This window comes from Nocardioides sp. Z50_6, from assembly GCF_058215755.1.
Genome location: NZ_JBZAJB010000006.1, coordinates 64,310 through 86,654, shown reverse-complemented (window position 1 = coordinate 86,654; position 22,345 = coordinate 64,310). Strand labels below are relative to the sequence as shown.

Annotated in this window: 32 protein-coding genes; 28 read left to right on the top strand and 4 right to left on the bottom strand. The window is 69.2% G+C overall.

Features of this window, described 5'->3' with window-relative positions; all coding sequences use genetic code 11:
* Positions 1–8 precede the first annotated feature (8 nt).
* The 3 genes from fusA to ilvA all read left to right on the top strand — a co-directional run bounded on the left by fusA (position 9) and on the right by ilvA (position 4,761).
* Positions 9–2,126, top strand: a complete 2,118-nt coding sequence (gene fusA, locus AC4BGE_RS14860) for an elongation factor G (RefSeq protein WP_490569458.1) — start codon at positions 9–11, stop codon at positions 2,124–2,126.
* Between the two features lie 69 nt (positions 2,127–2,195).
* The gene (gene tuf / locus AC4BGE_RS14855) at positions 2,196–3,389 is read left to right on the top strand and encodes an elongation factor Tu (RefSeq protein ID WP_490569457.1); all 1,194 of its coding nucleotides are present in this window, start codon (positions 2,196–2,198) and stop codon (positions 3,387–3,389) included.
* 115 nt (positions 3,390–3,504) lie between these two features.
* Positions 3,505–4,761, top strand: coding sequence for a threonine ammonia-lyase IlvA (gene ilvA / locus AC4BGE_RS14850; RefSeq protein WP_490575765.1), 1,257 nt, complete (start codon positions 3,505–3,507; stop codon positions 4,759–4,761).
* Positions 4,762–4,800: 39 nt separating this feature from the next.
* Here the strand turns inward: ilvA and AC4BGE_RS14845 are convergent, their stop codons facing one another.
* Complete coding sequence (locus tag AC4BGE_RS14845; protein ID WP_490569455.1) at positions 4,801–5,244, bottom strand: VOC family protein; 444 nt, start codon at positions 5,242–5,244, stop codon at positions 4,801–4,803.
* 9 nt (positions 5,245–5,253) lie between these two features.
* Positions 5,254–5,709: a helix-turn-helix domain-containing protein gene (locus tag AC4BGE_RS14840; protein WP_490575764.1), complete on the bottom strand. Its 456-nt coding sequence runs from the start codon at positions 5,707–5,709 to the stop codon at positions 5,254–5,256.
* Between the two features lie 71 nt (positions 5,710–5,780).
* Here AC4BGE_RS14840 and trmB point away from each other — a divergent pair, with 71 nt between their 5' ends.
* The 25 genes from trmB to map all read left to right on the top strand — a co-directional run bounded on the left by trmB (position 5,781) and on the right by map (position 19,531).
* On the top strand, positions 5,781–6,563 hold the full coding sequence (trmB, locus tag AC4BGE_RS14835) for a tRNA (guanosine(46)-N7)-methyltransferase TrmB (RefSeq protein WP_490575763.1): 783 nt from the start codon (positions 5,781–5,783) through the stop codon (positions 6,561–6,563).
* Positions 6,564–6,923: 360 nt separating this feature from the next.
* Entirely contained in the window at positions 6,924–7,232 is a 309-nt protein-coding gene (gene rpsJ / locus AC4BGE_RS14830) for a 30S ribosomal protein S10 (protein WP_008360994.1), read from the top strand.
* A gap of 11 nt (positions 7,233–7,243) precedes the next feature.
* A complete protein-coding gene (gene rplC / locus AC4BGE_RS14825) occupies positions 7,244–7,915 on the top strand; it encodes a 50S ribosomal protein L3 (protein ID WP_490569452.1) in 672 nt (223 codons plus the stop codon).
* A 5-nt stretch (positions 7,916–7,920) separates the two neighbouring features.
* Entirely contained in the window at positions 7,921–8,556 is a 636-nt protein-coding gene (gene rplD / locus AC4BGE_RS14820; RefSeq protein ID WP_490569451.1) for a 50S ribosomal protein L4, read from the top strand.
* Entirely contained in the window at positions 8,553–8,858 is a 306-nt protein-coding gene (gene rplW, locus AC4BGE_RS14815; protein WP_490569450.1) for a 50S ribosomal protein L23, read from the top strand. Before rplD ends, rplW begins: the two co-directional genes overlap by 4 nt.
* Before the next feature lie 33 nt (positions 8,859–8,891).
* Complete coding sequence (gene rplB / locus AC4BGE_RS14810) at positions 8,892–9,728, top strand: 50S ribosomal protein L2 (protein WP_490569449.1); 837 nt, start codon at positions 8,892–8,894, stop codon at positions 9,726–9,728.
* Positions 9,729–9,746: 18 nt separating this feature from the next.
* Positions 9,747–10,028 (top strand): 30S ribosomal protein S19, encoded by a 282-nt coding sequence (rpsS, locus tag AC4BGE_RS14805; protein ID WP_110182960.1) that lies wholly within the window; start codon positions 9,747–9,749, stop codon positions 10,026–10,028.
* 30 nt (positions 10,029–10,058) lie between these two features.
* Entirely contained in the window at positions 10,059–10,493 is a 435-nt protein-coding gene (gene rplV, locus AC4BGE_RS14800; protein ID WP_489964670.1) for a 50S ribosomal protein L22, read from the top strand.
* On the top strand, positions 10,493–11,338 hold the full coding sequence (gene rpsC, locus AC4BGE_RS14795) for a 30S ribosomal protein S3 (RefSeq protein WP_490569448.1): 846 nt from the start codon (positions 10,493–10,495) through the stop codon (positions 11,336–11,338). The genes rplV and rpsC overlap by 1 nt, the downstream gene beginning before the upstream one ends.
* Positions 11,339–11,343: 5 nt before the next feature.
* Positions 11,344–11,763 carry a 50S ribosomal protein L16 gene (gene rplP / locus AC4BGE_RS14790; RefSeq protein ID WP_490569447.1) on the top strand — a complete coding sequence of 140 codons (420 nt, stop codon included), beginning with the start codon at positions 11,344–11,346 and terminating at the stop codon, positions 11,761–11,763.
* On the top strand, positions 11,763–12,011 hold the full coding sequence (gene rpmC / locus AC4BGE_RS14785) for a 50S ribosomal protein L29 (protein WP_490569446.1): 249 nt from the start codon (positions 11,763–11,765) through the stop codon (positions 12,009–12,011). The genes rplP and rpmC overlap by 1 nt, the downstream gene beginning before the upstream one ends.
* The gene (gene rpsQ / locus AC4BGE_RS14780) at positions 12,008–12,289 is read left to right on the top strand and encodes a 30S ribosomal protein S17 (RefSeq protein ID WP_489964674.1); all 282 of its coding nucleotides are present in this window, start codon (positions 12,008–12,010) and stop codon (positions 12,287–12,289) included. The genes rpmC and rpsQ overlap by 4 nt, the downstream gene beginning before the upstream one ends.
* A 109-nt stretch (positions 12,290–12,398) precedes the next feature.
* The gene (gene rplN, locus AC4BGE_RS14775) at positions 12,399–12,767 is read left to right on the top strand and encodes a 50S ribosomal protein L14 (protein WP_110182954.1); all 369 of its coding nucleotides are present in this window, start codon (positions 12,399–12,401) and stop codon (positions 12,765–12,767) included.
* Positions 12,767–13,132 carry a 50S ribosomal protein L24 gene (gene rplX, locus AC4BGE_RS14770; protein ID WP_490569445.1) on the top strand — a complete coding sequence of 122 codons (366 nt, stop codon included), beginning with the start codon at positions 12,767–12,769 and terminating at the stop codon, positions 13,130–13,132. Before rplN ends, rplX begins: the two co-directional genes overlap by 1 nt.
* A 1-nt stretch (position 13,133) precedes the next feature.
* On the top strand, positions 13,134–13,703 hold the full coding sequence (gene rplE, locus AC4BGE_RS14765) for a 50S ribosomal protein L5 (protein WP_490569444.1): 570 nt from the start codon (positions 13,134–13,136) through the stop codon (positions 13,701–13,703).
* Between the two features lies 1 nt (position 13,704).
* Positions 13,705–13,890: a type Z 30S ribosomal protein S14 gene (locus AC4BGE_RS14760; protein WP_011757321.1), complete on the top strand. Its 186-nt coding sequence runs from the start codon at positions 13,705–13,707 to the stop codon at positions 13,888–13,890.
* Between the two features lie 92 nt (positions 13,891–13,982).
* Complete coding sequence (gene rpsH, locus AC4BGE_RS14755; protein WP_490569443.1) at positions 13,983–14,390, top strand: 30S ribosomal protein S8; 408 nt, start codon at positions 13,983–13,985, stop codon at positions 14,388–14,390.
* A 27-nt stretch (positions 14,391–14,417) separates the two neighbouring features.
* Positions 14,418–14,960 (top strand): 50S ribosomal protein L6, encoded by a 543-nt coding sequence (gene rplF, locus AC4BGE_RS14750; RefSeq protein WP_490569442.1) that lies wholly within the window; start codon positions 14,418–14,420, stop codon positions 14,958–14,960.
* A gap of 3 nt (positions 14,961–14,963) precedes the next feature.
* Positions 14,964–15,347 (top strand): 50S ribosomal protein L18, encoded by a 384-nt coding sequence (gene rplR / locus AC4BGE_RS14745; RefSeq protein ID WP_490569441.1) that lies wholly within the window; start codon positions 14,964–14,966, stop codon positions 15,345–15,347.
* A 37-nt stretch (positions 15,348–15,384) separates the two neighbouring features.
* Positions 15,385–15,987, top strand: a complete 603-nt coding sequence (gene rpsE / locus AC4BGE_RS14740) for a 30S ribosomal protein S5 (protein ID WP_490569440.1) — start codon at positions 15,385–15,387, stop codon at positions 15,985–15,987.
* Positions 15,987–16,169 (top strand): 50S ribosomal protein L30, encoded by a 183-nt coding sequence (rpmD, locus tag AC4BGE_RS14735; protein WP_490569439.1) that lies wholly within the window; start codon positions 15,987–15,989, stop codon positions 16,167–16,169. Before rpsE ends, rpmD begins: the two co-directional genes overlap by 1 nt.
* A 1-nt stretch (position 16,170) precedes the next feature.
* Complete coding sequence (rplO, locus tag AC4BGE_RS14730) at positions 16,171–16,611, top strand: 50S ribosomal protein L15 (RefSeq protein WP_490569438.1); 441 nt, start codon at positions 16,171–16,173, stop codon at positions 16,609–16,611.
* A 210-nt stretch (positions 16,612–16,821) separates the two neighbouring features.
* Complete coding sequence (gene secY, locus AC4BGE_RS14725; protein WP_490575762.1) at positions 16,822–18,117, top strand: preprotein translocase subunit SecY; 1,296 nt, start codon at positions 16,822–16,824, stop codon at positions 18,115–18,117.
* A complete protein-coding gene (locus tag AC4BGE_RS14720; RefSeq protein WP_490569436.1) occupies positions 18,117–18,689 on the top strand; it encodes an adenylate kinase in 573 nt (190 codons plus the stop codon). Before secY ends, AC4BGE_RS14720 begins: the two co-directional genes overlap by 1 nt.
* Positions 18,690–18,700: 11 nt before the next feature.
* Positions 18,701–19,531: a type I methionyl aminopeptidase gene (gene map, locus AC4BGE_RS14715; RefSeq protein WP_490575761.1), complete on the top strand. Its 831-nt coding sequence runs from the start codon at positions 18,701–18,703 to the stop codon at positions 19,529–19,531.
* Positions 19,532–19,591: 60 nt separating this feature from the next.
* Here the strand turns inward: map and AC4BGE_RS14710 are convergent, their stop codons facing one another.
* Together AC4BGE_RS14710 and AC4BGE_RS14705 are read right to left on the bottom strand one after the other, a co-directional pair.
* On the bottom strand, positions 19,592–21,040 hold the full coding sequence (locus tag AC4BGE_RS14710) for a serine/threonine-protein kinase (RefSeq protein ID WP_490575760.1): 1,449 nt from the start codon (positions 21,038–21,040) through the stop codon (positions 19,592–19,594).
* Positions 21,037–22,320: an FHA domain-containing protein gene (locus tag AC4BGE_RS14705; protein ID WP_490575759.1), complete on the bottom strand. Its 1,284-nt coding sequence runs from the start codon at positions 22,318–22,320 to the stop codon at positions 21,037–21,039. Before AC4BGE_RS14705 ends, AC4BGE_RS14710 begins: the two co-directional genes overlap by 4 nt.
* Positions 22,321–22,345: the final 25 nt, after the last annotated feature.

Genomic DNA, 22,345 nt, shown 5'->3' with positions numbered 1-22,345 from the left:
GACTTTCAGTGGCCGTTGACATCACCACGGACCTCAACAAGGTTCGCAACATCGGCATCATGGCCCACATCGACGCCGGCAAGACCACCACCACCGAGCGCATCCTCTTCTACACCGGGATCACCTACAAGATCGGTGAGGTCCACGACGGCGGCGCCACGATGGACTGGATGGAGCAGGAGCAGGAGCGGGGCATCACCATCACCTCCGCTGCCACCACCTGCTGGTGGAATGACCACCAGATCAACATCATCGACACTCCCGGTCACGTCGACTTCACCGCCGAGGTCGAGCGCTCCCTGCGCGTCCTCGACGGCGCCGTCGCCGTCTTCGACGGTGTCGCCGGTGTCGAGCCCCAGACCATGACGGTGTGGCGCCAGGCCAACAAGTACTCCGTGCCCCGGATGTGCTTCGTCAACAAGCTCGACCGCACCGGAGCGGACTTCTTCCGCTGCGTCGACATGATGATCGAGCGCCTCAACTCCACCCCGCTGGTCCTGCAGATCCCGATCGGCGCCGAGGGCGACTTCCTCGGTGTCATCGACCTGGTCGCGATGCGTGCCCTCACCTGGCGCGGCGAGACCAAGATGGGCGAGGACTACGAGATCGAGGAGATCCCCGCCGAGCTGGCCGAGAAGGCCGCCGAGTGGCGCGAGAAGTTCATCGAGACCCTCGCCGAGGGCGACGACGAGATCATGGAGAAGTACCTCGAGGAGGGTGACGAGAACTTCACCGTCGAGGAGCTCCGCGCCGCCATCCGTCGGGCCACCCTGGCCGACAAGCTCAACCCGGTGCTCTGCGGCACCGCGTTCAAGAACAAGGGCGTCCAGCCCCTGCTCGACGCGGTCGTCAACTACCTGCCGTCGCCGCTCGACATCGACGCGATCGAGGGTCACGACCCCCGTGACGAGGAGAAGGTGGTCCTGCGCAAGCCGTCGGACGACGAGCCGTTCTCCGGCCTGGCCTACAAGATCGCCTCCGACCCGCACCTGGGCAAGCTGATCTACGTCCGCGTCTACTCGGGCAAGCTCGAGGCCGGCTCGACCGTGGTCAACTCGGTCAACGGCAAGAAGGAGCGGATCGGCAAGGTCTACCAGATGCACGCCAACAAGCGTGAGGAGATCGCGTCGGTCGGCGCCGGCCAGATCGTGGCCGTGATGGGCCTCAAGGACACCAAGACCGGTCACACCCTGTGCGACCCGTCCAACCAGGTCGTCCTGGAGTCGATGACGTTCCCGGCCCCCGTGATCGAGGTCGCCATCGAGCCCAAGACCAAGAGCGACCAGGAGAAGCTGGGCACCGCGATCCAGCGGCTCTCCGACGAGGACCCGACCTTCACGGTCAAGACCGACGAGGAGACCGGCCAGACGATCATCGCCGGCATGGGCGAGCTCCACCTCGAGATCCTGGTCGACCGGATGAAGCGCGAGTTCCGCGTCGAGGCCACCGTCGGCAAGCCGCAGGTCGCCTACCGCGAGACCATCCGCAAGAAGGTCGAGAACCACAGCTACACCCACAAGAAGCAGACGGGTGGTTCCGGCCAGTTCGCGAAGGTCGTCATCTCGCTGGAGCCGAACATCGACCCCGAGACCGGTACCGGTGCGGGCTACGAGTTCGTCAACAACGTCAGCGGTGGCCGGGTGCCGAGGGAGTACATCCCCTCGGTCGACGCCGGCGGCCAGGACGCCATGGAGTTCGGCGTGCTCGCCGGCTACCCCATGGTCGACGTGAAGTTCACGCTCGAGGACGGCGCCTACCACGACGTCGACTCCTCCGAGTTGGCCTTCAAGATCGCCGGCAACCAGGCCTTCAAGGAGGCCGCGCGCATGGCCAAGGCAGTTCTGCTCGAGCCGATGTTCGCCGTGGAGGTGACCACCCCGGAGTCCTTCCTGGGCACGGTCATCGGCGACATCAACTCGCGCCGCGGCCAGATCCGAGCGCAGGAGGAGCGGCACGGCGACCTCGTCGTCAACGCCCTCGTGCCGCTGTCCGAGATGTTCGGGTACGTTGGCGACCTGAGGTCCAAGACCTCCGGGCAGGCGTCGTACTCGATGGAGTTCGACTCGTACGCCGAGGTTCCTTCGAACATCGCCGACGAGATCATCAAGAAGGTCCGCGGCGAGTGACCTCGCCCGGATCCTCGGCTGCACCAACCAACCCACGAGTCAAGAAACAACCAACAGGAGGAGCCCACAGTGGCTAAGGCGAAGTTCGAGCGGACCAAGCCGCACGTCAACATCGGTACGATCGGTCACATCGACCACGGGAAGACCACTCTTACCGCGGCGATCACGAAGGTCCTGCACGACAAGCACCCGGACCTGAACGAGGCTTCGGCCTTCGACCAGATCGACAAGGCTCCCGAGGAGCGCCAGCGCGGTATCACCATCTCGATCGCGCACGTGGAGTACCAGACTGAGGTCCGCCACTACGCGCACGTCGACTGCCCCGGTCACGCGGACTACATCAAGAACATGATCACCGGTGCCGCGCAGATGGACGGCGCGATCCTGGTGGTTGCCGCGACCGACGGCCCGATGCCGCAGACCCGCGAGCACGTGCTGCTCGCCCGCCAGGTCGGCGTGCCGGCCCTGGTCGTGGCGCTGAACAAGTGCGACATGGTCGACGACGAGGAGCTCATCGAGCTCGTCGAGATGGAGGTGCGCGAGCTCCTCTCCGAGTACGAGTACCCGGGCGACGACATCCCCGTGGTCCGCGTGGCGGCCTTCCCGGCGCTGCAGGGCGACGCCAAGTGGGGCGAGTCGATCATGGAGCTCATGAACGCGGTCGACGAGGCCATCCCGACTCCCGAGCGTGAGGTCGACAAGCCGTTCCTCATGCCCGTCGAGGACGTCTTCACGATCACCGGTCGCGGCACGGTCATCACCGGCCGCATCGAGCGGGGCATCGTGAAGGTCAACGAGGAGGTCGAGATCGTCGGCATCCGCGAGGGCGCGATCAAGTCGACCGTCACCGGTGTCGAGATGTTCCGCAAGCTGCTCGACGAGGGCCAGGCCGGTGAGAACGTCGGTCTGCTGCTTCGTGGCACCAAGCGCGAGGACGTCGAGCGCGGCATGGTCGTCATCAAGCCGGGCACCACGACCCCGCACACCAACTTCGAGGCCTCGGTCTACATCCTCTCGAAGGAGGAGGGCGGGCGTCACACCCCGTTCTTCAACAACTACCGTCCCCAGTTCTACTTCCGCACCACGGACGTGACTGGCGTGGTGACCCTCCCCGAGGGCACCGAGATGGTGATGCCGGGTGACAACACCGAGATGTCGGTCGAGCTCATCCAGCCCATCGCCATGGACGAGGGCCTGAAGTTCGCGATCCGCGAGGGTGGCCGCACCGTCGGCGCCGGCCGGGTCACCAAGATCACCAAGTGATCCCCGCTGGTCCCAGGACCAGCTGATCCACCAGAACGGCCCCGGACCACTCGGTCCGGGGCCGTTCTGCATGCCCGGGACGCGCCACGGACGACGCCCCGCGTAGGCTGCCGCCGTGACGCGAGGAGAGCTGGACGCCGCGGGCGTCGAGGCAGCGGCGGAGCTGCTCGGCCCGGTGGTCCGGCGTACCGAGCTCGAGGCGAGCCCGCGGCTGACGCAGGTGGTCGGGGCCCAGGTCCACCTCAAGCGGGAGAACCGGCAGCTCACCCGCTCCTACAAGGTGCGCGGCGCGTTCCACCTGATCAGCGGCCTCAGCGAGGCCGAGCGGCGCAGGGGAGTGGTCTGCGCGAGCGCCGGCAACCACGGGCAGGGCGTGGCCTGGAGCTGTGCGCGCCTGGGGATCGACGGCCGGGTCTACGTGCCCGGCAACACCCCCCGCCAGAAGCGGCAGCGCATCGTGGCCCTGGGGGAGGGCCGGATCGAGCTCGTCGTGGCCGGCAGCACCTACGACGCGGCCGGAGCCGCGGCTCGGGAGGACGCGGACCGCAGCGGTGCCGTCTTCGTCCACCCGTTCGACGACGCCCGGACCATCCTGGGCCAGGGCACCGTCGCGCCCGAGATCATCGCGGCGCTGGACCGGCCGCTGCACACCCTGCTCGCCCCCGTGGGTGGCGGCGGGCTCGTCGCGGGGATGGCCCTGTGGCTGCGCGAGCGTCACCCCGAGGTGCGGATCGTCGGGGTCGAGCCCAGCGGCGCCGCGAGCATGACCGCCGCCCTGGCCGCCGGCGGCCCGGTGGCGCTGGAGCGGGTGGACACCTTCGTCGACGGTGCCGCGGTCGGACGCGTGGGCGAGCTGACGTACCCGCTGGTGCGCGACCTGGTCGACGAGGTCGTCACCGTCGACGCGGGCGCGGTGAGCACCGAGATGCTCGACCTCTACCAGGTGGACGGCATCATCGCCGAGCCCGCCGGTGCGCTGGCGAGCACGGCGGCCCGCCGGCTGGCCGGCCAGGTCCCGGCCGACCAGGCCGTGGTCTGCGTGGTCTCGGGCGGCAACAACGACGTCAGCCGCTACGGCGAGATCCTGGAGCGCTCCCTCATCCACCTGGGGCTGCGCCACTACTTCCTGGTCTCGTTCCCCCAGGAGCCCGGGGCGCTGCGCCACTTCCTCGAGGACGTCCTGGGGCCCGACGACGACATCGTGGTCTTCGAGTACGTGAAGAAGAACAACCGCGAGACCGGGCCGGCGCTGGTCGGCATCGAGCTGGAGCGCCCCGAGGACCTCGCGGGCCTCCTCACCCGGATGGAGGGGAGCCCGCTCACCATCGAGCAGGTCTCCCCGGGCTCGCCGCTCTTCACGTTCCTGATGTGACCGCCGGCCTGATGTGACCGCCGGCGGTCCGGGGCCTGCTCAGGACATGTCGAGGCCGGCGAAGTCCTCGGGGGAGTACTCGCGGGGCTCGACCAGGACCATCCAGTTGCCGGAGTTGTCGCGCATCAGGGCCTCCACGCCGTAGGGGCGCGCCTGGGGCTCCTGCAGGAACTCCACACCCTTGGCGCTCAGCTCCTCGAAGGCCTTCTGGCAGTCCTCGACGTTGAGGCCGATCCCGGGCAGGCCGCCCTCGGCCTGGGCGCGCTGCATGGCCTCGATCAGGTAGTCGGGCAGCGGGCCGCTCGGGGTGGTCAGGTGCACGTGCAGCTCGGGCTGGGTGGGGTGGACGACGGTGCACCAGCGGAAGTCGGGACCCAGGGTGAGGTCGTCGCCGACCTCGAAGCCCAGGACGTCGGTGTAGAAGGCCAGCGACTCGTCGATGTCGCGGACCCAGACGGAGACGAGGGAGATGTTGGTGATCATGGGACGAGGCTAGGGGCCCGCGCCGGGCCCTGGCTTCTCCTCGATTGCGCTCCTGCGCTCGACCAGCCCCGCCATGAAGACGTAGCACCCGGGGATCCGTGGCGCCCCCGCCACGGCGTACCGGCGGGCGAAGGCGCTGGGGGTCTCGCCGGTGATGTCGCGGAACCGGCTGGAGAACGACCCGAGGCTGCTGTAGCCGACCGCGAAGCAGACCTCGGTCACCGTCAGGTTGGCCAGGCGCAGCAGGTCCTGGGCCCGCTCGATGCGCCGCTCGGAGAGGTACGCCGCGGGGGTGCTGCCGTAGGTGAGCGCGAAGGAGCGCAGGAAGTGGAACTTGCTCATCCCCGCGATCGCGGCGACGTCGTCGAGGACGAAGGGCTCGGCGTAGTGCCGGTCCAGGTGGTCCCTGGCCCGGCGCAGGTGCACCAGCACGTCGCCGGGCACGCGGCGTCCGTGGGTCTGCACACCGTGAGTCTAGGCGCCAGGTCCGCCCCACCCGCTGGGCCGCGGGGCCGGCGTCGCGGGACAATGGAGGCGTGAACGAGTCTGTGCGTCCCGCCCGTCCCCACCACAAGCTGACCGCCGACGGTCGGCGGATGCGCGAGGTGCTCTCCTACTCCCGGCGCGGCAGTCGCTTCACCCCCCGCCAGGCCGACGGCTGGGCCGCGCACCAGGCCGACTGGGTGATCCCCGACGAGGCGGTCGACCGCCCGGACTTCGACCTCGAGCGCTGGTTCGGCCGGAGCGCACCGCTGGTGGTGGAGATCGGCTCGGGGGTGGGGGAGGCCACCGCGGTCCTGGCGGCGGCCCGGCCGGAGTGCAACGTCCTCGCCCTGGAGGTGTGGCGCCCCGGCGTCGCCGACGGCCTGTGGCGGGCGGCCGAGGCGGGGGCCGAGAACATCCGCTTCTGCTCGGTCGACGCCGCGTGGTTCCTGGCCCACGTGCTGCCGCCCGGCTCGGTGTCCGAGCTGTGGACCTTCTTCCCCGACCCCTGGCACAAGAAGAAGCACCGCAAGCGACGACTGATCGACGCGGAGTTCACGGCCATGGCCGCCTCCCGCCTGGCCGACGGCGCGCTGTGGCGGCTGGCCACCGACTGGGCCGACTACGCCGAGCAGATGATCGAGGTCCTCGACGCGGAGCCCACCCTCGAGGGCGGCGTCGTGCCGCGCTGGGAGGAGCGCCCGGTCACCCGGTTCGAGCGCAAGGGCCTGGAGAAGGGCCGGGAGATCACCGACCTGGCCTACCGGAAGAAGGCACCCGAGGCCGGTGCGCCGACGCGATGCGCGGCCGATTTGGTCGATGGTCCCCGGGTCTGACAAGATAGTCCGGTTGCTCCGGCGGGTCGCCGGGGTGTGCCTCACCTTGACTACTGAATCGCGTCTCCCGGTGGCTCCGGCCACCGTGTGCCATGAGCTCAGTAGTCCCCGCGTGGGACGCACCATCTGAGAAGTCATCAGGCCGAGACCCGATCGGCCCGGCGAACCGCCGGGCACCACGAGGTAGGAACACTGCAAGGAACCCGGTCTGTGTCGTCGGAATCTGGACGACACGCCCGACCGCGGGGGTGGGCGGTGGCAGGTGAGGAACAGGCGGTGCGGCTCCACCCGGAGCCGTGTCGAGAGAACAGACCGTGACGCGGCACCTCCCGGGGTGCGAGAGAAGGACGAGAGAGACCTATGGCGGGACAGAAGATCCGCATCAGGCTCAAGGCCTATGACCACGAGGTGATCGACACCTCGGCGCGCAAGATCGTGGACACCGTCACCCGTACGGGTGCCAAGGTCGCCGGCCCCGTGCCGCTGCCGACCGAGAAGAACGTGTACTGCGTCATCCGCTCGCCCCACAAGTACAAGGACTCCCGCGAGCACTTCGAGATGCGCACGCACAAGCGCCTCATCGACATCATCGACCCGACTCCGAAGACGGTCGACTCGCTGATGCGCCTCGATCTGCCTGCCGGTGTCGACATCGAGATCAAGCTCTGAGGTCTGACGAGATGACTTTCGAACGAAACGTGAAGGGCCTGCTGGGCACCAAGCTCGGCATGACCCAGCTGTGGGACGAGAACAACCGCGTCGTCCCCGTGACCGTGATCGCGGCCGCGACCAACGTCGTCACCCAGGTCCGCCAGCCCGAGACCGATGGCTACAACGCCATCCAGGTCGGGTACGGCGAGATCGAGGCGCGCAAGGTCACCAAGCCCGAGGCCGGTCACTTCTCCAAGGCGGGGGTCACCCCCCGTCGCCACCTGGTCGAGATCCGGACCGCGGACGCCGCCAGCTACACCGTCGGCCAGGAGCTCAGCCCCGAGCTCTTCGCCGCCGGCGAGCAGGTCGACGTCACCGGCACCAGCAAGGGCAAGGGCTTCGCCGGCACGATGAAGCGTCACGGCTTCTCCGGCGTGAGCGCCTCGCACGGTGCCCACCGCAACCACCGCAAGCCCGGCTCGATCGGCGCCTGCGCCACCCCGGGCCGCGTCTTCAAGGGCACCCGGATGTCGGGACGCATGGGTAACGACACCGTCACCACCCAGAACGTCACCGTGCACGCCGTGGACGTCGAGAAGGGGATCATCCTGCTCAAGGGTGCCGTTCCCGGTCCTCGGGGTGGCCTCGTGGTCGTCCGCTCCGCCGCCAAGAACACCGTCACTTCTGGCAAGGAGGCCTGAGCGCCATGGCTACCAAGACCGTGAAGGTCGATCTCCCCAAGGAGATCTTCGACGTCGAGGTCAACGTCCCGCTGATCCACCAGGTCGTCGTGGCCCAGCAGGCCGCTGCTCGCCAGGGCACGCACGCCACCAAGACCCGCGGTGAAGTCCGCGGTGGTGGCCGCAAGCCCTACAAGCAGAAGGGCACCGGCCGGGCCCGTCAGGGCTCGACCCGCGCGCCGCAGTTCGCCGGCGGTGGCGTGGTGCACGGCCCCCAGCCGCGCTCCTACGACCAGCGGACCCCCAAGAAGATGAAGGCCGCCGCGCTGCGCGGTGCCCTCTCCGACCGGGCCCGCAACGGACGCATCCACGTGGTCGACGGCCTGGTGTCGGGCGACAAGCCCTCCACCAAGCTCGCCCTGGCCGCGCTCTCCGCGCTGACCGACCGGGCCCGCTACCTGCTGGTCCTCGAGCGCAGCGACTCCCTGACCTGGCTCTCGCTGCGCAACGCGCCGCAGGTGCACATCGTGGCGGTCGACCAGCTCAACACCTACGACGTGCTGGCCGCCGACGACGTGGTCTTCACCAAGGGTGCCTACGACGCGTTCGTCGCCGTTGCGCCCAAGGCTTCGTCGAAGAAGGCCGAGGAGGACCAGAAGTGAGCACGCTGCACAAGGACCACCGCGACGTCCTGATCGCCCCGGTCGTGTCCGAGAAGAGCTACAGCCTCCTCGACGCGAACAAGTACACCTTCCTCGTCCACCCGGACGCGAACAAGACCGAGATCAAGATCGCGGTCGAGAAGGTGTTCAACGTCAAGGTGACGTCGGTCAACACGCTCAACCGCTCGGGCAAGACGCGTCGTACGCGCAACGGTCTGGGCAAGCGCAAGGACACCAAGCGCGCCATCGTCAGCCTCGCTGAGGGTCACCGCATCGACATCTTCGGGGGTCCGGTCAGCTGACCGGGCACTGAAGGCGAAGAATTAGGACTGAGAATGGCTATCCGCAAGTACAAGCCGACCACCCCGGGCCGTCGTGGCTCCTCGGTGGCCGACTTCGTCGAGATCACCCGGACCACGCCGGAGAAGTCGCTGACCCGTCCGCTGCCCAAGAAGGGCGGTCGCAACAACCAGGGACGCATCACCACGCGTCACCAGGGTGGCGGCCACAAGCGGGCCTACCGGATCATCGACTTCCGCCGCTACGACAAGGACGGCGTGCCGGCCAAGGTCGCTCACATCGAGTACGACCCCAACCGCACCGCGCGCATCGCCCTGCTGCACTACGCCGACGGCGAGAAGCGCTACATCATCGCGCCCAAGGACCTCACCCAGGGGACCCCGGTGGAGAGCGGTGTCGGCGCCGACATCAAGCCCGGCAACAACCTGCCGCTGCGCAACATCCCCGTCGGTACCACCATCCACTGCGTGGAGCTGCGTCCGGGCGGAGGCGCCAAGATCGCCCGCTCGGCCGGCATCTCGGCCCAGCTCGTCGCCAAGGAGGGCTCGCGCGCCACGCTGCGTCTGCCCTCCGGTGAGATGCGGTTCGTGGACGTCCGCTGCCGCGCCACCGTCGGCGAGGTCGGCAACGCCGAGCAGTCGAACATCAACTGGGGCAAGGCCGGCCGGATGCGCTGGAAGGGCCGTCGCCCCACCGTCCGCGGTGTCGTCATGAACCCGGTCGACCACCCGCACGGTGGTGGAGAGGGCAAGACCTCGGGTGGACGTCACCCGGTGTCCCCCTGGGGCAAGCCCGAGGGTCGCACGCGCAAGCGCAAGGCCTCCGACTCCCAGATCATCCGCCGCCGCAAGTCCGGCAAGAACAAGCGCTGAGGATAGGACGAGAGACAGATGCCTCGCAGCCTGAAGAAGGGCCCCTTCGTCGACGACCACCTGATGAAGAAGGTGGATGCCGAGAACGACAAGGGCAGCCACAACGTCATCAAGACCTGGTCCCGGCGTTCGATGATCGTCCCCGCGATGATCGGCCACACGATCGCCGTGCACGACGGTCGCAAGCATGTTCCCGTCTTCGTGACCGACTCGATGGTCGGCCACAAGCTCGGTGAGTTTGCCCCCACCCGCACCTACCGCGGGCACGTGAAGGAAGACCGGAAGGGTCGCCGCCGCTGACGCGGGGCGAGCCATAGGAGATATACAGCCATGAGCGTTACTGAGCGCAGGCGCACGAGCGCCCGTCGCGAGTCGCTGCTCGGCGACCAGCCGGGAGCCTTCGCGAGCGCGCGTTACGTACGAATCACCCCGATGAAGGCTCGCCGTGTCGTCGACATGGTCCGCGGCCTTCCCGTCGACGAGGCCCTGGCCCTGCTGCAGTTCGCGCCGCAGGCCGCCTCGGAGACCGTCTACAAGGTGCTGGAGAGCGCCATCGCCAACGCGGGCACCGTCGAGGGCCTCGCCACCGGCGACCTGGTCGTCTCGGTGGCCATGGTCGACGAGGGCCCCACCATGAAGCGCTGGCGCCCGCGTGCGCAGGGTCGTGCGACCCGGATCAACAAGCGCACCAGCCACATCACGCTGGCGGTCCAGCCGGCCGATGTCGTCGACGCCTCCAAGGCACGGAAGGGCGGTTCCAAGTAATGGGCCAGAAGATCAACCCGAACGGCTTCCGCCTCGGCATCTCCACGGACCACAAGTCCCGCTGGTACGCCGACAAGCTCTACAAGTCCTACGTCGGCGAGGACGTCGCGATCCGCAAGCTGCTCTCCAAGGGCATGGAGCGGGCCGGCATCTCCAAGGTCGAGATCGAGCGCACCCGTGACCGGGTCCGGGTGGACATCCACACGGCCCGCCCGGGCATCGTGATCGGCCGCCGCGGCGCCGAGGCCGACCGCATCCGCGGAGAGCTCGAGAAGCTGACCGGCAAGCAGGTCCAGCTCAACATCCTCGAGGTCAAGAGCCCGGAGGTCGACGCACAGCTGGTCGCCCAGGGTGTCGCCGAGCAGCTCTCGGGCCGGGTGCAGTTCCGCCGGGCCATGCGCAAGGCGATGCAGACCTCGATGCGCTCCGGTGCCAAGGGCATCCGGATCCAGTGCTCGGGCCGGCTCAACGGCGCCGAGATGTCGCGCACCGAGTTCTACCGCGAGGGCCGGGTGCCGCTGCACACGCTCCGCGCCGACATCGACTACGGCTTCTACGAGGCCCGCACGACCTTCGGCCGCATCGGCGTCAAGGTCTGGATCTACAAGGGTGAGGTCTCCGGCAGCCGTGCCGAGCGCCAGGCCCAGCAGGCCGCCCGCGCCGGTGCCCCCGGTCGCGGTGGCCGTCCCGCCCGTGGCGCCGACCGCCCGAGCCGTGGCTCGCGCGGCGACCGCGCTCCCCGCTCCGACGCCGCCCCCTCGGAGGCCACCGCCAACGCTGTCGCGTCGGCCGAGGCCACCGGTCAGGCTGCGGCCGAGGCGCCCAGCACCGGACAGGAGGGCTGACCCCCATGTTGATGCCCCGTCGTGTCAAGCACCGCAAGCAGCACCACCCCAAGAGGACCGGTGCGGCTAAGGGTGGCACGAAGCTCGCCTTCGGCGACTTCGGCATCCAGGCGATCGAGGGTCACTACGTCACGAACCGACAGATCGAGTCGGCTCGTATCGCCATGACCCGGCACATCAAGCGTGGCGGGAAGGTGTGGATCAACATCTACCCCGACCGCCCGCTGACCAAGAAGCCCGCTGAGACCCGCATGGGGTCCGGCAAGGGTTCTCCCGAGTGGTGGGTGGCGAACGTCAAGCCCGGCCGCGTCATGTTCGAACTTTCCGGTGTCACCGAGGACGTCGCTCGCGAGGCCATGCGCCGCGCGATGCACAAGCTCCCGATGAAGTGCCGGTTCATCTCCCGCGAGGCTGGTGAATTCTGATGAGCGACAAGCTGAGCGCCTCGGCGCTGGACGAGCTGAGCGCGACCGACCTCGAGGGCCGGCTGCGCGAGGCCAAGGAGGAGCTTTTCAACCTCCGTTTCCAGGCTGCCACGGGGCAGCTGGAGAGCCACGGCCGTCTGCGCACGGTCAAGAAGGACATCGCCCGGATCTACACCGTGGTGCGTGAGCGCGAGCTCGGCATCCGGACCGCGCCGGGCGCCGAGAGCAAGGAAGAGGCCACCGCATGAGCCAGAACGACACCGCGGTCGAGGCTGCACGCAACGCCCGCAAGGTCCGTGAGGGCCTGGTCCTGAGCGACAAGATGGACAAGACCGTCGTGGTCTCCGTCGAGGACCGGGTCAAGCACGCCCTCTACGGCAAGGTCATGCGCCGCACCTCCAAGCTCAAGGCGCACGACGAGGCCAACGAGTGCGGCATCGGTGACCGGGTCCTGATCATGGAGACCCGCCCCCTGTCGGCGACCAAGCGCTGGCGCGTCATCCAGGTCCTCGAGAAGGCCAAGTGACCCCGGGGTCGTCGCGGACGGCCCCTGATCTTCCCAACATCAGTTCGGCAAGGCTCGCCGGGACCCGAGAGGGTCGGGCGAGAACCGGCTCGACAACCAGGAGAAACCAATGATCCAGCAGGAGTCGCGGCTCAAGGTCGCCGACAACACCGGTGCGAAGGAGATCCTCTGCATCCGTGTTCTCGGTGGCTCGGGTCGTCGCTACGCCGGCATCGGCGACACCATCGTCGCCACCGTCAAGGACGCGATCCCCGGTGGCAACGTCAAGAAGGGTGACGTCGTGAAGGCCGTCGTCGTGCGCACCGTCAAGGAGCGCCGTCGCGCGGACGGCTCGTACATCCGCTTCGACGAGAACGCCGCCGTCATCCTCAAGAACGACGGTGAGCCGCGCGGTACCCGCATCTTCGGTCCGGTGGGCCGCGAGCTGCGCGAGAAGAAGTTCATGAAGATCATCTCTCTCGCACCGGAGGTGCTGTGATGGCCAAGAAGTCGCCGAGCCTGAACATCAAGAAGGGTGACACCGTCAAGGTGATCGCCGGCAAGGACAAGGGCGCCCAGGGCAAGGTCATCCGCGTGCTCCGCGAGGAGCAGCGGGTGATCGTCGAGGGTGTCAACCGCATGAAGCGCCACACCAAGGTCGTCAACTCCGGCTCCGGGAGCACCGGCGGCATCATCACCGCCGAGGCCCCCATCCACGTCTCCAACGTGATGCTGGTCGAGGACGACGGCGTGACCCGCGTCGGCTTCCGCCGCGACGAGGTCACCAAGCGTCGTGGCGACGGCTCGACCTACACGGCCGAGCGCAGCGTCCGCGTGTCGCGCCGGACCGGGAAGGAAATCTGAGATGACGCAGACTGCCCCTGAGAGCGCGTCGCCGCGCTTCAAGACCCGCTACCGCGAGGAGATCCTCCCCGCGCTGCAGTCCGAGTTCGACATCAAGAACGTCATGCAGGTGCCCGGCCTGACCAAGATCGTGGTCAACATGGGTGTCGGCGAGGCGGCCCGCGACTCCAAGCTGATCGAGGGCGCGATCAAGGACCTGACCGCCATCACCGGCCAGAAGCCGATGGTGACCAAGGCCCGCAAGTCGATCGCCCAGTTCAAGCTGCGCGAGGGCATGCCGATCGGTGCCCACGTCACCCTGCGCGGCGACCGGATGTGGGAGTTCCTCGACCGGCTGCTGTCCCTGGCCCTGCCCCGCATCCGGGACTTCCGCGGCCTCTCGCCCAAGCAGTTCGACGGGCGCGGGAACTACACCTTCGGGCTCACCGAGCAGGTGATGTTCCACGAGATCGACCAGGACAAGATCGACAGGTCGCGCGGGATGGACATCACCGTGGTGACCACGGCGACCAACGACGACGAGGGCCGCGCGCTGCTCAAGCAGCTCGGCTTCCCGTTCAAGGAGAACTGACATGGCGAAGACTGCTCTGAAGGTGAAGGCGGCCCGCAAGCCGAAGTTCGCCGTCCGTGGCTACACCCGCTGCCAGCGCTGCGGCCGGCCCAAGGCCGTCTACCGGAAGTTCGGCCTCTGCCGCATCTGCCTGCGGGAGATGGCGCACCGGGGCGAGCTGCCCGGTGTGACCAAGTCCTCCTGGTGACGTCCTCCACTGCCAACAACCAACCGCTGAAGGTCGGTCCCTCCCTCCGGGAGCAGGGACCGAAACCACAGGAAGAAAGGGCCTGACCGGCCATGACGATGACTGACCCGATCGCAGACATGCTCACGCGTCTGCGCAACGCCAACCAGGCGTACCACGACGCGGTGTCGATGCCTTACAGCAAGCTGAAGGCCGGCGTCGCGGAGATCCTCCAGCAGGAGGGCTACATCACCTCCTACGACGTGAAGGAGCCGGCTGAGGGCGAGGTGGGCAAGACGCTCAACATCACCCTCAAGTACGGCCGCAACCGCGAGCGCTCCATCGCCGGAGTGCGCCGCGTCAGCAAGCCCGGCCTCCGGGTCTACGCCAAGAGCACCGGCCTGCCCAAGGTCCTCGGCGGACTCGGCGTCGCGATCATCTCCACCAGCCAGGGCCTGCTGACCGACCGCCAGGCCAACCAGAAGGGCGTGGGTGGGGAAGTCCTCGCCTACGTCTGGTAACGACGAGACCGAAGGAGGACTCAGACAATGTCACGCATTGGCAAGCTCCCAATCACGGTCCCGTCCGGCGTGGACGTGCAGATCGACGACACGCTCGTGACCGTGAAGGGCCCCAAGGGCACCCTCTCGCACAACATCGCCCGGCCGATCACGGTCGACAAGGGCGAGGACGGCGTGCTCGAGGTCAAGCGGCCCGACGACCACCGCGAGAGCCGCTCGCTGCACGGCCTGACCCGCACCCTGATCAACAACATGGTCGTCGGTGTCACCGAGGGCTACGAGAAGAAGCTCGAGATCGTCGGCGTCGGCTACCGGGTCCTGCCCAAGAGCCCGACGCAGCTGGAGTTCCAGCTCGGCTTCTCCCACCCCGTCATCGTGGACGCCCCCGAGGGGATCACGTTCAACGTCGAGGGACCCACCAAGTTCGGTGTGGCCGGGATCGACAAGCAGCTGGTCGGAGAGACCGCTGCCAACATCCGCAAGCTCCGCAAGCCTGAGCCCTACAAGGGCAAGGGCGTTCGCTACGCCGGCGAGCAGATCCGCCGCAAGGTCGGAAAGGCTGGTAAGTGAGTCATGGCTATCTCGCTGTCGAACAACAAGCACACGTCCGGTCGTGTCCGGGCGCGTCTGCGCCGCCAGATGCGTGGTCGCAAGCGCATCTCGGGCACCGCTGAGCGCCCGCGTCTGGTGGTGACCCGGTCGGCCAAGCACATCAGCGTGCAGGTGGTCGACGACCTGGTCGGCAAGACGCTGGCCTACGCCTCGACCATGGAGGCCGACGTGCGCTCCGTGGACGGGGACAAGACCGCGAAGGCGAAGAAGGTCGGTGAGCTGGTCGCCCAGCGCGCCAAGGCCGCCGGGGTCGACGGCGTGGTCTTCGACCGCGCCGGCAACAAGTACCACGGTCGCGTCGCGGCCCTGGCAGACGCCGCCCGCGAGGGCGGGCTGGCCTTCTGATCGCACGGACAAGCAAGAGAGAGAAGAGGAAAGTCTCATGAGCGGAGCCCAGCGCGGTCAGCGCAGTGGCGAGCGCCAGTCCGGAGGCCGCAATCGTGACGGCCGCCGCGACCAGAGCGCGGACAAGACCGCCTACATCGAGCGCGTCGTTGCGATCAACCGTGTCGCCAAGGTCGTCAAGGGTGGTCGTCGCTTCAGCTTCACCGCCCTGGTGATCGTCGGTGACGGTGAGGGTCTGGTCGGCGTCGGCTACGGCAAGGCGAAGGAAGTTCCCGCGGCGATCGCCAAGGGTGTCGAGGAGGCCAAGAAGCACTTCTTCAAGGTCCCCCGCATCCAGGGCACGATCCCGCACCCGGTCCAGGGCGAGAAGGCGGCCGGTGTCGTGCTGCTGCGTCCGGCGGCCCCCGGTACCGGTGTCATCGCCGGTGGCCCGGTGCGTGCGGTGCTCGAGTGCGCGGGGATCCACGACGTGCTCAGCAAGTCGCTGGGGTCGTCCAACCAGATCAACATCGTGCACGCCACCGTCGAGGCCCTCCGGATGCTCGAGGAGCCCGAGGCCGTGGCTGCCCGTCGTGGTCTGACCGTCGAGCAGGTCACCCCGGCGGCGATCCTGAGGGCTCGTGCGGAGGTGGCCTCCTGATGGCACAGCTGAAGGTCCAGCAGAAGCGCGGACTGGTCGGCATCAAGGCCAACCAGCGCGAGACGCTGCGCACGCTCGGTCTGAAGCGGATCGGCGACGTCGTGGTCAAGGAGGACCGCCCCGAGATCCGGGGCATGGTCAACACTGTCCGTCACCTGGTGACGGTTGAGGAGGTGGAGTGAGATGACGCTCAAGCTGCACCACCTGCGGCCGGCTCCCGGCGCCAAGACCGCCAAGACCCGTGTGGGTCGCGGTGAGGCCTCGAAGGGCAAGACCTCGGGTCGCGGTACCAAGGGAACCAAGGCCCGCTACCAGGTCCCGGTCGCCTTCGAGGGTGGCCAGATGCCGATCCACATGCGGCTCCCCAAGCTGAAGGGGTTCAAGAACCCGTTCAAGGTGGAGTTCCAGGTCGTCAACCTCGACAAGCTCGGCGAGCTCTTCCCCGAGGGTGGCACCGTCACCGTCGAGGACCTGGTCGCCAAGGGTGCCGTCCGCAAGGGCCACCCGGTCAAGGTCCTGGGCCAGGGCGAGATCTCGGTCAAGGTCCAGGTGACCGCGAACGCGTTCTCCGGCTCGGCCAAGCAGAAGATCGAGGCTGCCGGCGGCAGCACCACGCTGGCCTGAGCAGCACGCTGCGCACGGGGCTCGTCCCGGCCGTCCACGGACGGCGGTGACGGGCCCCGTGCTCGTGCATCACGGTGATGATGCTGCTGTTAGGCTCTCCCGGGTCCTCGTGACGCGTGCCTCGAGCCTCGCTCGTACGCCTGTGTCCAGGCCCACGTCCCGGGCGTCGGGCTCGTCCCGACCCCAGACCCAGCTGAGAAAGAGGAACCAGTGCTAGGCGCGTTCGCCAATGCTTTCCGGACGCCGGACCTACGGCGCAAGCTGCTGTTCGTCCTGCTGATCCTGACGCTCTTCCGACTCGGCTCCCAGGTCCCCGCCCCGGGCGTCCACGTCGCCAACGTCCAGTCGTGCCTCGCGGCCGTCGAGGACCAGGGCATCTACAACCTGATCAACATGTTCTCCGGGGGCGCGCTCCTGCAGCTGACGATCTTCGCGCTCGGGATCATGCCGTACATCACCGCCAGCATCATCCTGCAGCTGCTCGTCGTGGTGATCCCACGGCTTGAGGCGCTGAAGAAGGAGGGCCAGGCGGGCCAGACGAAGATCACGCAGTACACCCGCTACCTCACCCTCGGGCTGGCGCTGCTGCAGGCGACCGGCATCGTCGCCCTCGCGCGCTCGGGGAACCTGATCCAGGGCTGCGCGGAGCCGCTGCTGCACAGCGACAGCACCGGTACCTTCCTGATCATGGTCATCACCATGACCGCCGGCACCGCCGTCATCATGTGGCTCGGCGAGCTGATCACCGACCGCGGCATCGGCAACGGCATGTCGCTGCTGATCTTCGCCCAGGTCGTCGCCACCTTCCCGGGCTCGATGTGGCAGGTCCAGGTGACGAAGGGCTGGGTCACCTTCGGCATCGTGATGGTCATCGGCCTGGCGATCGTGGCCGGCGTCATCTTCATCGAGCAGGCGCAGCGACGCATCCCGGTGCAGTACGCGCGCCGCATGGTGGGGCGCAAGATGTTCGGCGGCTCCTCGACCTACATCCCCCTGAAGGTCAACCAGGCCGGGATCATCCCGGTCATCTTCGCCTCGTCGCTGCTGTACCTCCCCGCGATGGCGGTGCAGTTCAACGACAACGCCAGCAACCCGGTGCTCCGGTTCATCAACCGGTACTACGTCAACGGTGACCACCCGCTCTACATGGCCACCTACTTCCTGATGATCATCTTCTTCACGTACTTCTACGTGTCGATCACGTTCAACCCCCAGGAAGTGGCCGACAACATGAAGAAGTACGGCGGCTTCATCCCCGGGATCCGGGCCGGGAAGCCGACCGAGTCCTACCTGTCCTACGTGCTGTCCAGGATCACCTTCCCGGGCGCCCTCTACCTCGGCCTCATCTCGCTGATCCCGTTGATCGCGCTGGCACTGATCGGTGCCAACCAGAACTTCCCGTTCGGCGGCACCTCCATCCTGATCATGGTGGGCGTCGCGCTGGACACGGTGAAGCAGATCGAGAGCCAGCTCCAGCAGCGCAACTACGAAGGGTTCCTCAGCTGATGCGCCTGATCATCATGGGACCGCCCGGGGCCGGGAAGGGCACCCAGGCGAAGTTCATCGCGGAGCGGTTCTCCGTGCCGGCGATCTCCACGGGAGACATCTTCCGGGCCAATGTCTCGGCCGGCACCCCGCTGGGCCTCGAGGCCCAGCGCTACATGGACGCCGGGGAGTACGTGCCCGACGAGGTCACCAACGAGATGGTGCGCAACAGGATCGCCGAGGACGACGCGGTCGACGGGTTCCTCCTCGACGGCTACCCGCGGACGCTGGCCCAGGTCGAGGAGCTCGAGGGGATGCTCTCGGCGCAGCAGCACTCGCTCGACGCCGTGGTCGTCCTGACGGTCGACGCCGAGGAGATCGTCCAGCGACTGCTGCAGCGGGCCCAGATCGAGGGCCGCCCCGACGACACCGAAGAGGTCATCCGGCGTCGGCAGGAGGTCTACGTCGAGCAGACCGCGCCCCTCATCGACGTCTACCGCAGCCGCGGCCTCCTGGTGGAGGTCGACGGCATGGGCGAGGTCTCCGAGGTCACCGCGCGGGTGCTGGACGCCCTCGACCCGCCCCAGGACTGAGTCGCGCGCTCATGGGCTTCCGTGACCGGGGCATCGAGCTCAAGACACCGGAGCAGATCGAGGCGATGAGGGTCGCCGGGCTGCTGGTCGGCCGGACCCTGGAGCTGCTCCGCTCCTCGGTGCGCGCCGGGATCAGCACGCTCGAGCTCGACGCGATCGCCGAGGACCACATCCGGTCAGCGGGCGGGGTGCCCTCCTTCAAGGGCTACAGCCAGCCGCCGTTCCCGGGCACCATCTGCGCCTCGGTCAACGACGAGGTCGTGCACGGCATCCCGGGTGGGCGCACCCTCGTCGAGGGGGACGTCGTCTCCATCGACTGCGGCGCGATCGTCGACGGCTGGCACGGCGACGCCGCCATCACCGTGGCGGTGGGGGAGGTGCCCGCCGACGTGGCCCGGCTGCTCGAGGTCACCCAGGAGAGCCTGTGGCGGGGCATCGCCGCCGCGCGCCTGGGCGGCCGGGTCAGCGACATCTCGCACGCGATCGAGTCCTTCGTCCGCTCGCGCGGCGACTACGGCATCCTCGAGGACTACACCGGTCACGGCATCGGCACCCAGATGCACCAGCCGCCCGACGTGCCCAACTACGGTCGACCCGGCCGGGGGCCGAAGCTGGTGCGCGGCCTGGCCCTGGCCGTCGAGCCGATGCTCACCCTCGGCACCAAGGAGACCGAGCTCGAGGAGGACGAGTGGACGGTCGTCACCGCCGACGGCTCCCTGGCCGCGCACTTCGAGCACACCTTCACCCTCACCCCCGAGGGCGCCTGGGTGCTGACCGCCCTGGACGGCGGGGAGCAGCAGCTGGCCGAGCTGGGCGTCCCCTTCGGCGGGCGCCCGGACTGACCTGATCCGCCTGGCCTGACCCGGCCCGGCGCGGTCTGTGGCTTCGGTCCGGCCCGGGGCTCAGCCGCAGTCGCGGCCCGCGGGCGAGGACGCGCCGTCGCGCTCCAGCGAGACCTGGAGGCAGGCCCGCTGGGGAGTGCGCAGCACGAGGCTGTCCTTGCGGGTGCTGCGGTACTCGTCGCGCTCGACGAGGTAGAGCCGCCACTTGTCGCCCTTCTCGAGCTCCCCGGCGACGCTCCAGCTGAACCGGACCCCCTCGGGGACGCGCTCCGCCCGCACGGTGGGCGGCTGGTCCAGCACTCCCGGCAGCAGCACCGGGGTGGTGGCCGGCGGGGCCGTGGGGACGGCACCCGCCTCGGGCTCGCGGTCGCCGCGCAGCGTCAGCCCGGCCACCACGGCGACCAGGGCGACGACCGCGGCGACGGTCCACACGGCGTTCGTGACGGCGCTGCGCCCGGTGGGGCGCTCACCGGTGAGCGAGGTGGCACGCTCCTGGGAGGGGCGGGACTGCCGTGCCTCGGACGCTGGCGTGCCGGCGGTGACCACGGTGACCGGCTTCATCACCGTGTGGTCCTCGGTGGCGGGGGACACGGCTCCGGGCGCGACAGCGGTCGGAGTCCTGGGCAGCGCCGTGGCCTCGTCGGAGCGGTCGCCCTCCACGGCGACCGCGGTGCGCGGGAAGCCGGCGTCGCTCTCGATCCGCTGCAGGGCCCGGGCCAGGTCCAGGGCGGTCCGCGGCCGGTGGTCGGGGTTCTTGGCCAGGCACTGCTGGAGCAGGCGGTCCAGGGCCGGGGGGACGTCGGGACGCTGGGTGGCGGGAGCCGCCGCGTGCAGGATGCGGGCGCTCAGCGCGCGGGTGGAGTTGTCCCCGTTCGGGACCGAGAACGGGGAGCGGCCCACCAGGAGGTGCCAGATGGTGGCGCCGAGGGAGTAGACGTCGGAGGCCACCGAGCCGTTGGAGCGCCCGTCGAGCATCTCCGGGGGAGACCACGGGTAGGAGATCCGGACGTCGTTGTCGCCGTCGACGTCCTGGACGTGGCCGGCGATGCCGAAGTCGGTCAGGGCGGGCTCGTGGTAGGTGGTCACCAGCACGTTGCTGGGCTTGATGTCGCGGTGCAGGATGCCGGATCGGTGGGCCGTCTCGATCGCGCTGGCCAGCTTGATCCCGGTCGCCACGGCCTCCATCGGCGGCATCGGGTTGGCGCGCACCCGCACCCCGAGGTCGGGGGGCGGGCAGTAGCGCATCACCAGGAACGGGCGGCCACCGTCCTCGGTGATGCCGGCGGTGAGCACCGAGACGATGTAGGGGTGGTCGGCCAGCCGGGCCATCGCGTTGGCCTCCGCGGCGAACAGCGACTTCTCGCGGTCGGTGAGCGGGACGTCGGGCCGCACCACCTTGACCGCGACCCGCTGGCGCGGCCACTCCTGCTCGTAGAGGAACACGTCGGCGAAGCCGCCGCTGCCCAGGTGCTCCACGAAGGTGAAGCCGGGCAGGTACGGGGCGCTCACCGGGTGCCTGCGCTCTCGCCGGACCCGGCCTCGGGGCCGACCTCGAAGCGGACCTCGTAGGTGTCGGCCAGATCGAGCACGTGACCGGGCTCCAGGACGTAGGGCTGGTCCGGGACCATCCGGACCGGGGCCTGGCCCGGGGCCCGGAGGGTGGTCCCGCCTCGGGAGCCGAGGTCGCGGGCGACCACCTGCCAGCCCTCCACCGCCAGGTGCAGGTGCATCCGGGAGACGAAGCCACGGTCGGTGGGCACGGTCACCAGGTGCGGCCACTCGCCGGGAGCCGGCAGCGGCTGGGGGCGACGCCCCAGCACCACGCCCCGGTCGAGCGGCACCACCTCGCCGGTCGCCAGGCGCAGTCCGCCCAGGACCGGCCGGGGGACCCGCTGCGGGTGCTGGGGAGCCACCTGGCTGCGGCAGACGCGGCACAGCGCCTGGGTCGGGGGAGTGAGGTGGCCGGCGGGGCACCACACGGCGTCGACGGTCTCGACCAGGCCGGTGGCCACGAGGTGGTCGGGGCGGAAGACGGTGGAGCCGTCGTGGTCCATCTGGCCGGCCGGTGCGGGGTCGCGCGGGCCGGTCTCGGGATCGCGCGGGCCGGTCTCGGGGTCGCGCGGGCCGGTCTCGGGTCCGGGCTCCGGGGCGGCGCCGGGCTGCTCCGGGCCTGGCTCGGTCTCGGGCTGGGGGAGCGGTGCGGCCTCGGTGGCAGCGGCGGTGGCGGCGTGCAGCGCCATCACGGCAGGGTCGGGTTCGGTGGTCTCCCGGGCCGTGGAGTCGGCCGGGTGCCGGCGACGGACCGACGGCTGCCGCGGCGGGGGACCGTCGGGCCCCTTGGCCAGCAGGATCTCCGTCGGGATGCCGTCGATGAGCCCGGCAGCCGGCACCGCCTGCGCCGCGCGGGGCGCAGCCGCGCGGCAGACCTCGGCGGAGTCGGCTGCCGCGACGCCGCCGACGAGGCGCCGGGTCGGCCGGTCGGGCGTACCTCCGAGCGTCAGCTCGAAGCCGGAGTCGGTGGCCCGGGCGACGCCGGTGCCGCGGGTGACCTGGGCCTGGGACGAGGAGCCGGGGTCGTGGCGCAGGTCGACCAGGGCGAGTGCGGGCACCCGGCCGGCGAAGGCGCGGTCCACCACCTCGAGCACCCGCGCCGCGGGGTCGGCGGTGCCCAGGGCCTCCCACAGCTCCTCCACGACGCCCTCGTCGCGGGGGTCGGTGAGCAGCAGCCAGTGGTCGCGGGAGCCCATCAACAGGCCGCTGCCGACGGCATACCTGGTCTCCTGGACCACGTGCCCCCTCCTTCCGTGTCCCGAC

What these genes read in the sequence shown, in the direction of transcription:
- AC4BGE_RS14845 (WP_490569455.1), bottom strand. Translation starts at nt 5,244, where the DNA reads ATGATCACCAACATCTCCCTCGTCTCCGTCTGGGTCCGCGACATCGAC.
- rpsJ (WP_008360994.1), top strand. Translation starts at nt 6,924, where the DNA reads ATGGCGGGACAGAAGATCCGCATCAGGCTCAAGGCCTATGACCACGAG.
- rplC (WP_490569452.1), top strand. Translation starts at nt 7,244, where the DNA reads ATGACTTTCGAACGAAACGTGAAGGGCCTGCTGGGCACCAAGCTCGGC.
- rplD (WP_490569451.1), top strand. Translation starts at nt 7,921, where the DNA reads ATGGCTACCAAGACCGTGAAGGTCGATCTCCCCAAGGAGATCTTCGAC.
- rplB (WP_490569449.1), top strand. Translation starts at nt 8,892, where the DNA reads ATGGCTATCCGCAAGTACAAGCCGACCACCCCGGGCCGTCGTGGCTCC.
- rpsS (WP_110182960.1), top strand. Translation starts at nt 9,747, where the DNA reads ATGCCTCGCAGCCTGAAGAAGGGCCCCTTCGTCGACGACCACCTGATG.
- rplV (WP_489964670.1), top strand. Translation starts at nt 10,059, where the DNA reads ATGAGCGTTACTGAGCGCAGGCGCACGAGCGCCCGTCGCGAGTCGCTG.
- rpsC (WP_490569448.1), top strand. Translation starts at nt 10,493, where the DNA reads ATGGGCCAGAAGATCAACCCGAACGGCTTCCGCCTCGGCATCTCCACG.
- rplP (WP_490569447.1), top strand. Translation starts at nt 11,344, where the DNA reads ATGTTGATGCCCCGTCGTGTCAAGCACCGCAAGCAGCACCACCCCAAG.
- rpmC (WP_490569446.1), top strand. Translation starts at nt 11,763, where the DNA reads ATGAGCGACAAGCTGAGCGCCTCGGCGCTGGACGAGCTGAGCGCGACC.
- rpsQ (WP_489964674.1), top strand. Translation starts at nt 12,008, where the DNA reads ATGAGCCAGAACGACACCGCGGTCGAGGCTGCACGCAACGCCCGCAAG.
- rplN (WP_110182954.1), top strand. Translation starts at nt 12,399, where the DNA reads ATGATCCAGCAGGAGTCGCGGCTCAAGGTCGCCGACAACACCGGTGCG.
- rplX (WP_490569445.1), top strand. Translation starts at nt 12,767, where the DNA reads ATGGCCAAGAAGTCGCCGAGCCTGAACATCAAGAAGGGTGACACCGTC.
- rplE (WP_490569444.1), top strand. Translation starts at nt 13,134, where the DNA reads ATGACGCAGACTGCCCCTGAGAGCGCGTCGCCGCGCTTCAAGACCCGC.
- AC4BGE_RS14760 (WP_011757321.1), top strand. Translation starts at nt 13,705, where the DNA reads ATGGCGAAGACTGCTCTGAAGGTGAAGGCGGCCCGCAAGCCGAAGTTC.
- rpsH (WP_490569443.1), top strand. Translation starts at nt 13,983, where the DNA reads ATGACGATGACTGACCCGATCGCAGACATGCTCACGCGTCTGCGCAAC.
- rplF (WP_490569442.1), top strand. Translation starts at nt 14,418, where the DNA reads ATGTCACGCATTGGCAAGCTCCCAATCACGGTCCCGTCCGGCGTGGAC.
- rplR (WP_490569441.1), top strand. Translation starts at nt 14,964, where the DNA reads ATGGCTATCTCGCTGTCGAACAACAAGCACACGTCCGGTCGTGTCCGG.
- rpsE (WP_490569440.1), top strand. Translation starts at nt 15,385, where the DNA reads ATGAGCGGAGCCCAGCGCGGTCAGCGCAGTGGCGAGCGCCAGTCCGGA.
- rpmD (WP_490569439.1), top strand. Translation starts at nt 15,987, where the DNA reads ATGGCACAGCTGAAGGTCCAGCAGAAGCGCGGACTGGTCGGCATCAAG.
- rplO (WP_490569438.1), top strand. Translation starts at nt 16,171, where the DNA reads ATGACGCTCAAGCTGCACCACCTGCGGCCGGCTCCCGGCGCCAAGACC.
- AC4BGE_RS14720 (WP_490569436.1), top strand. Translation starts at nt 18,117, where the DNA reads ATGCGCCTGATCATCATGGGACCGCCCGGGGCCGGGAAGGGCACCCAG.
- map (WP_490575761.1), top strand. Translation starts at nt 18,701, where the DNA reads ATGGGCTTCCGTGACCGGGGCATCGAGCTCAAGACACCGGAGCAGATC.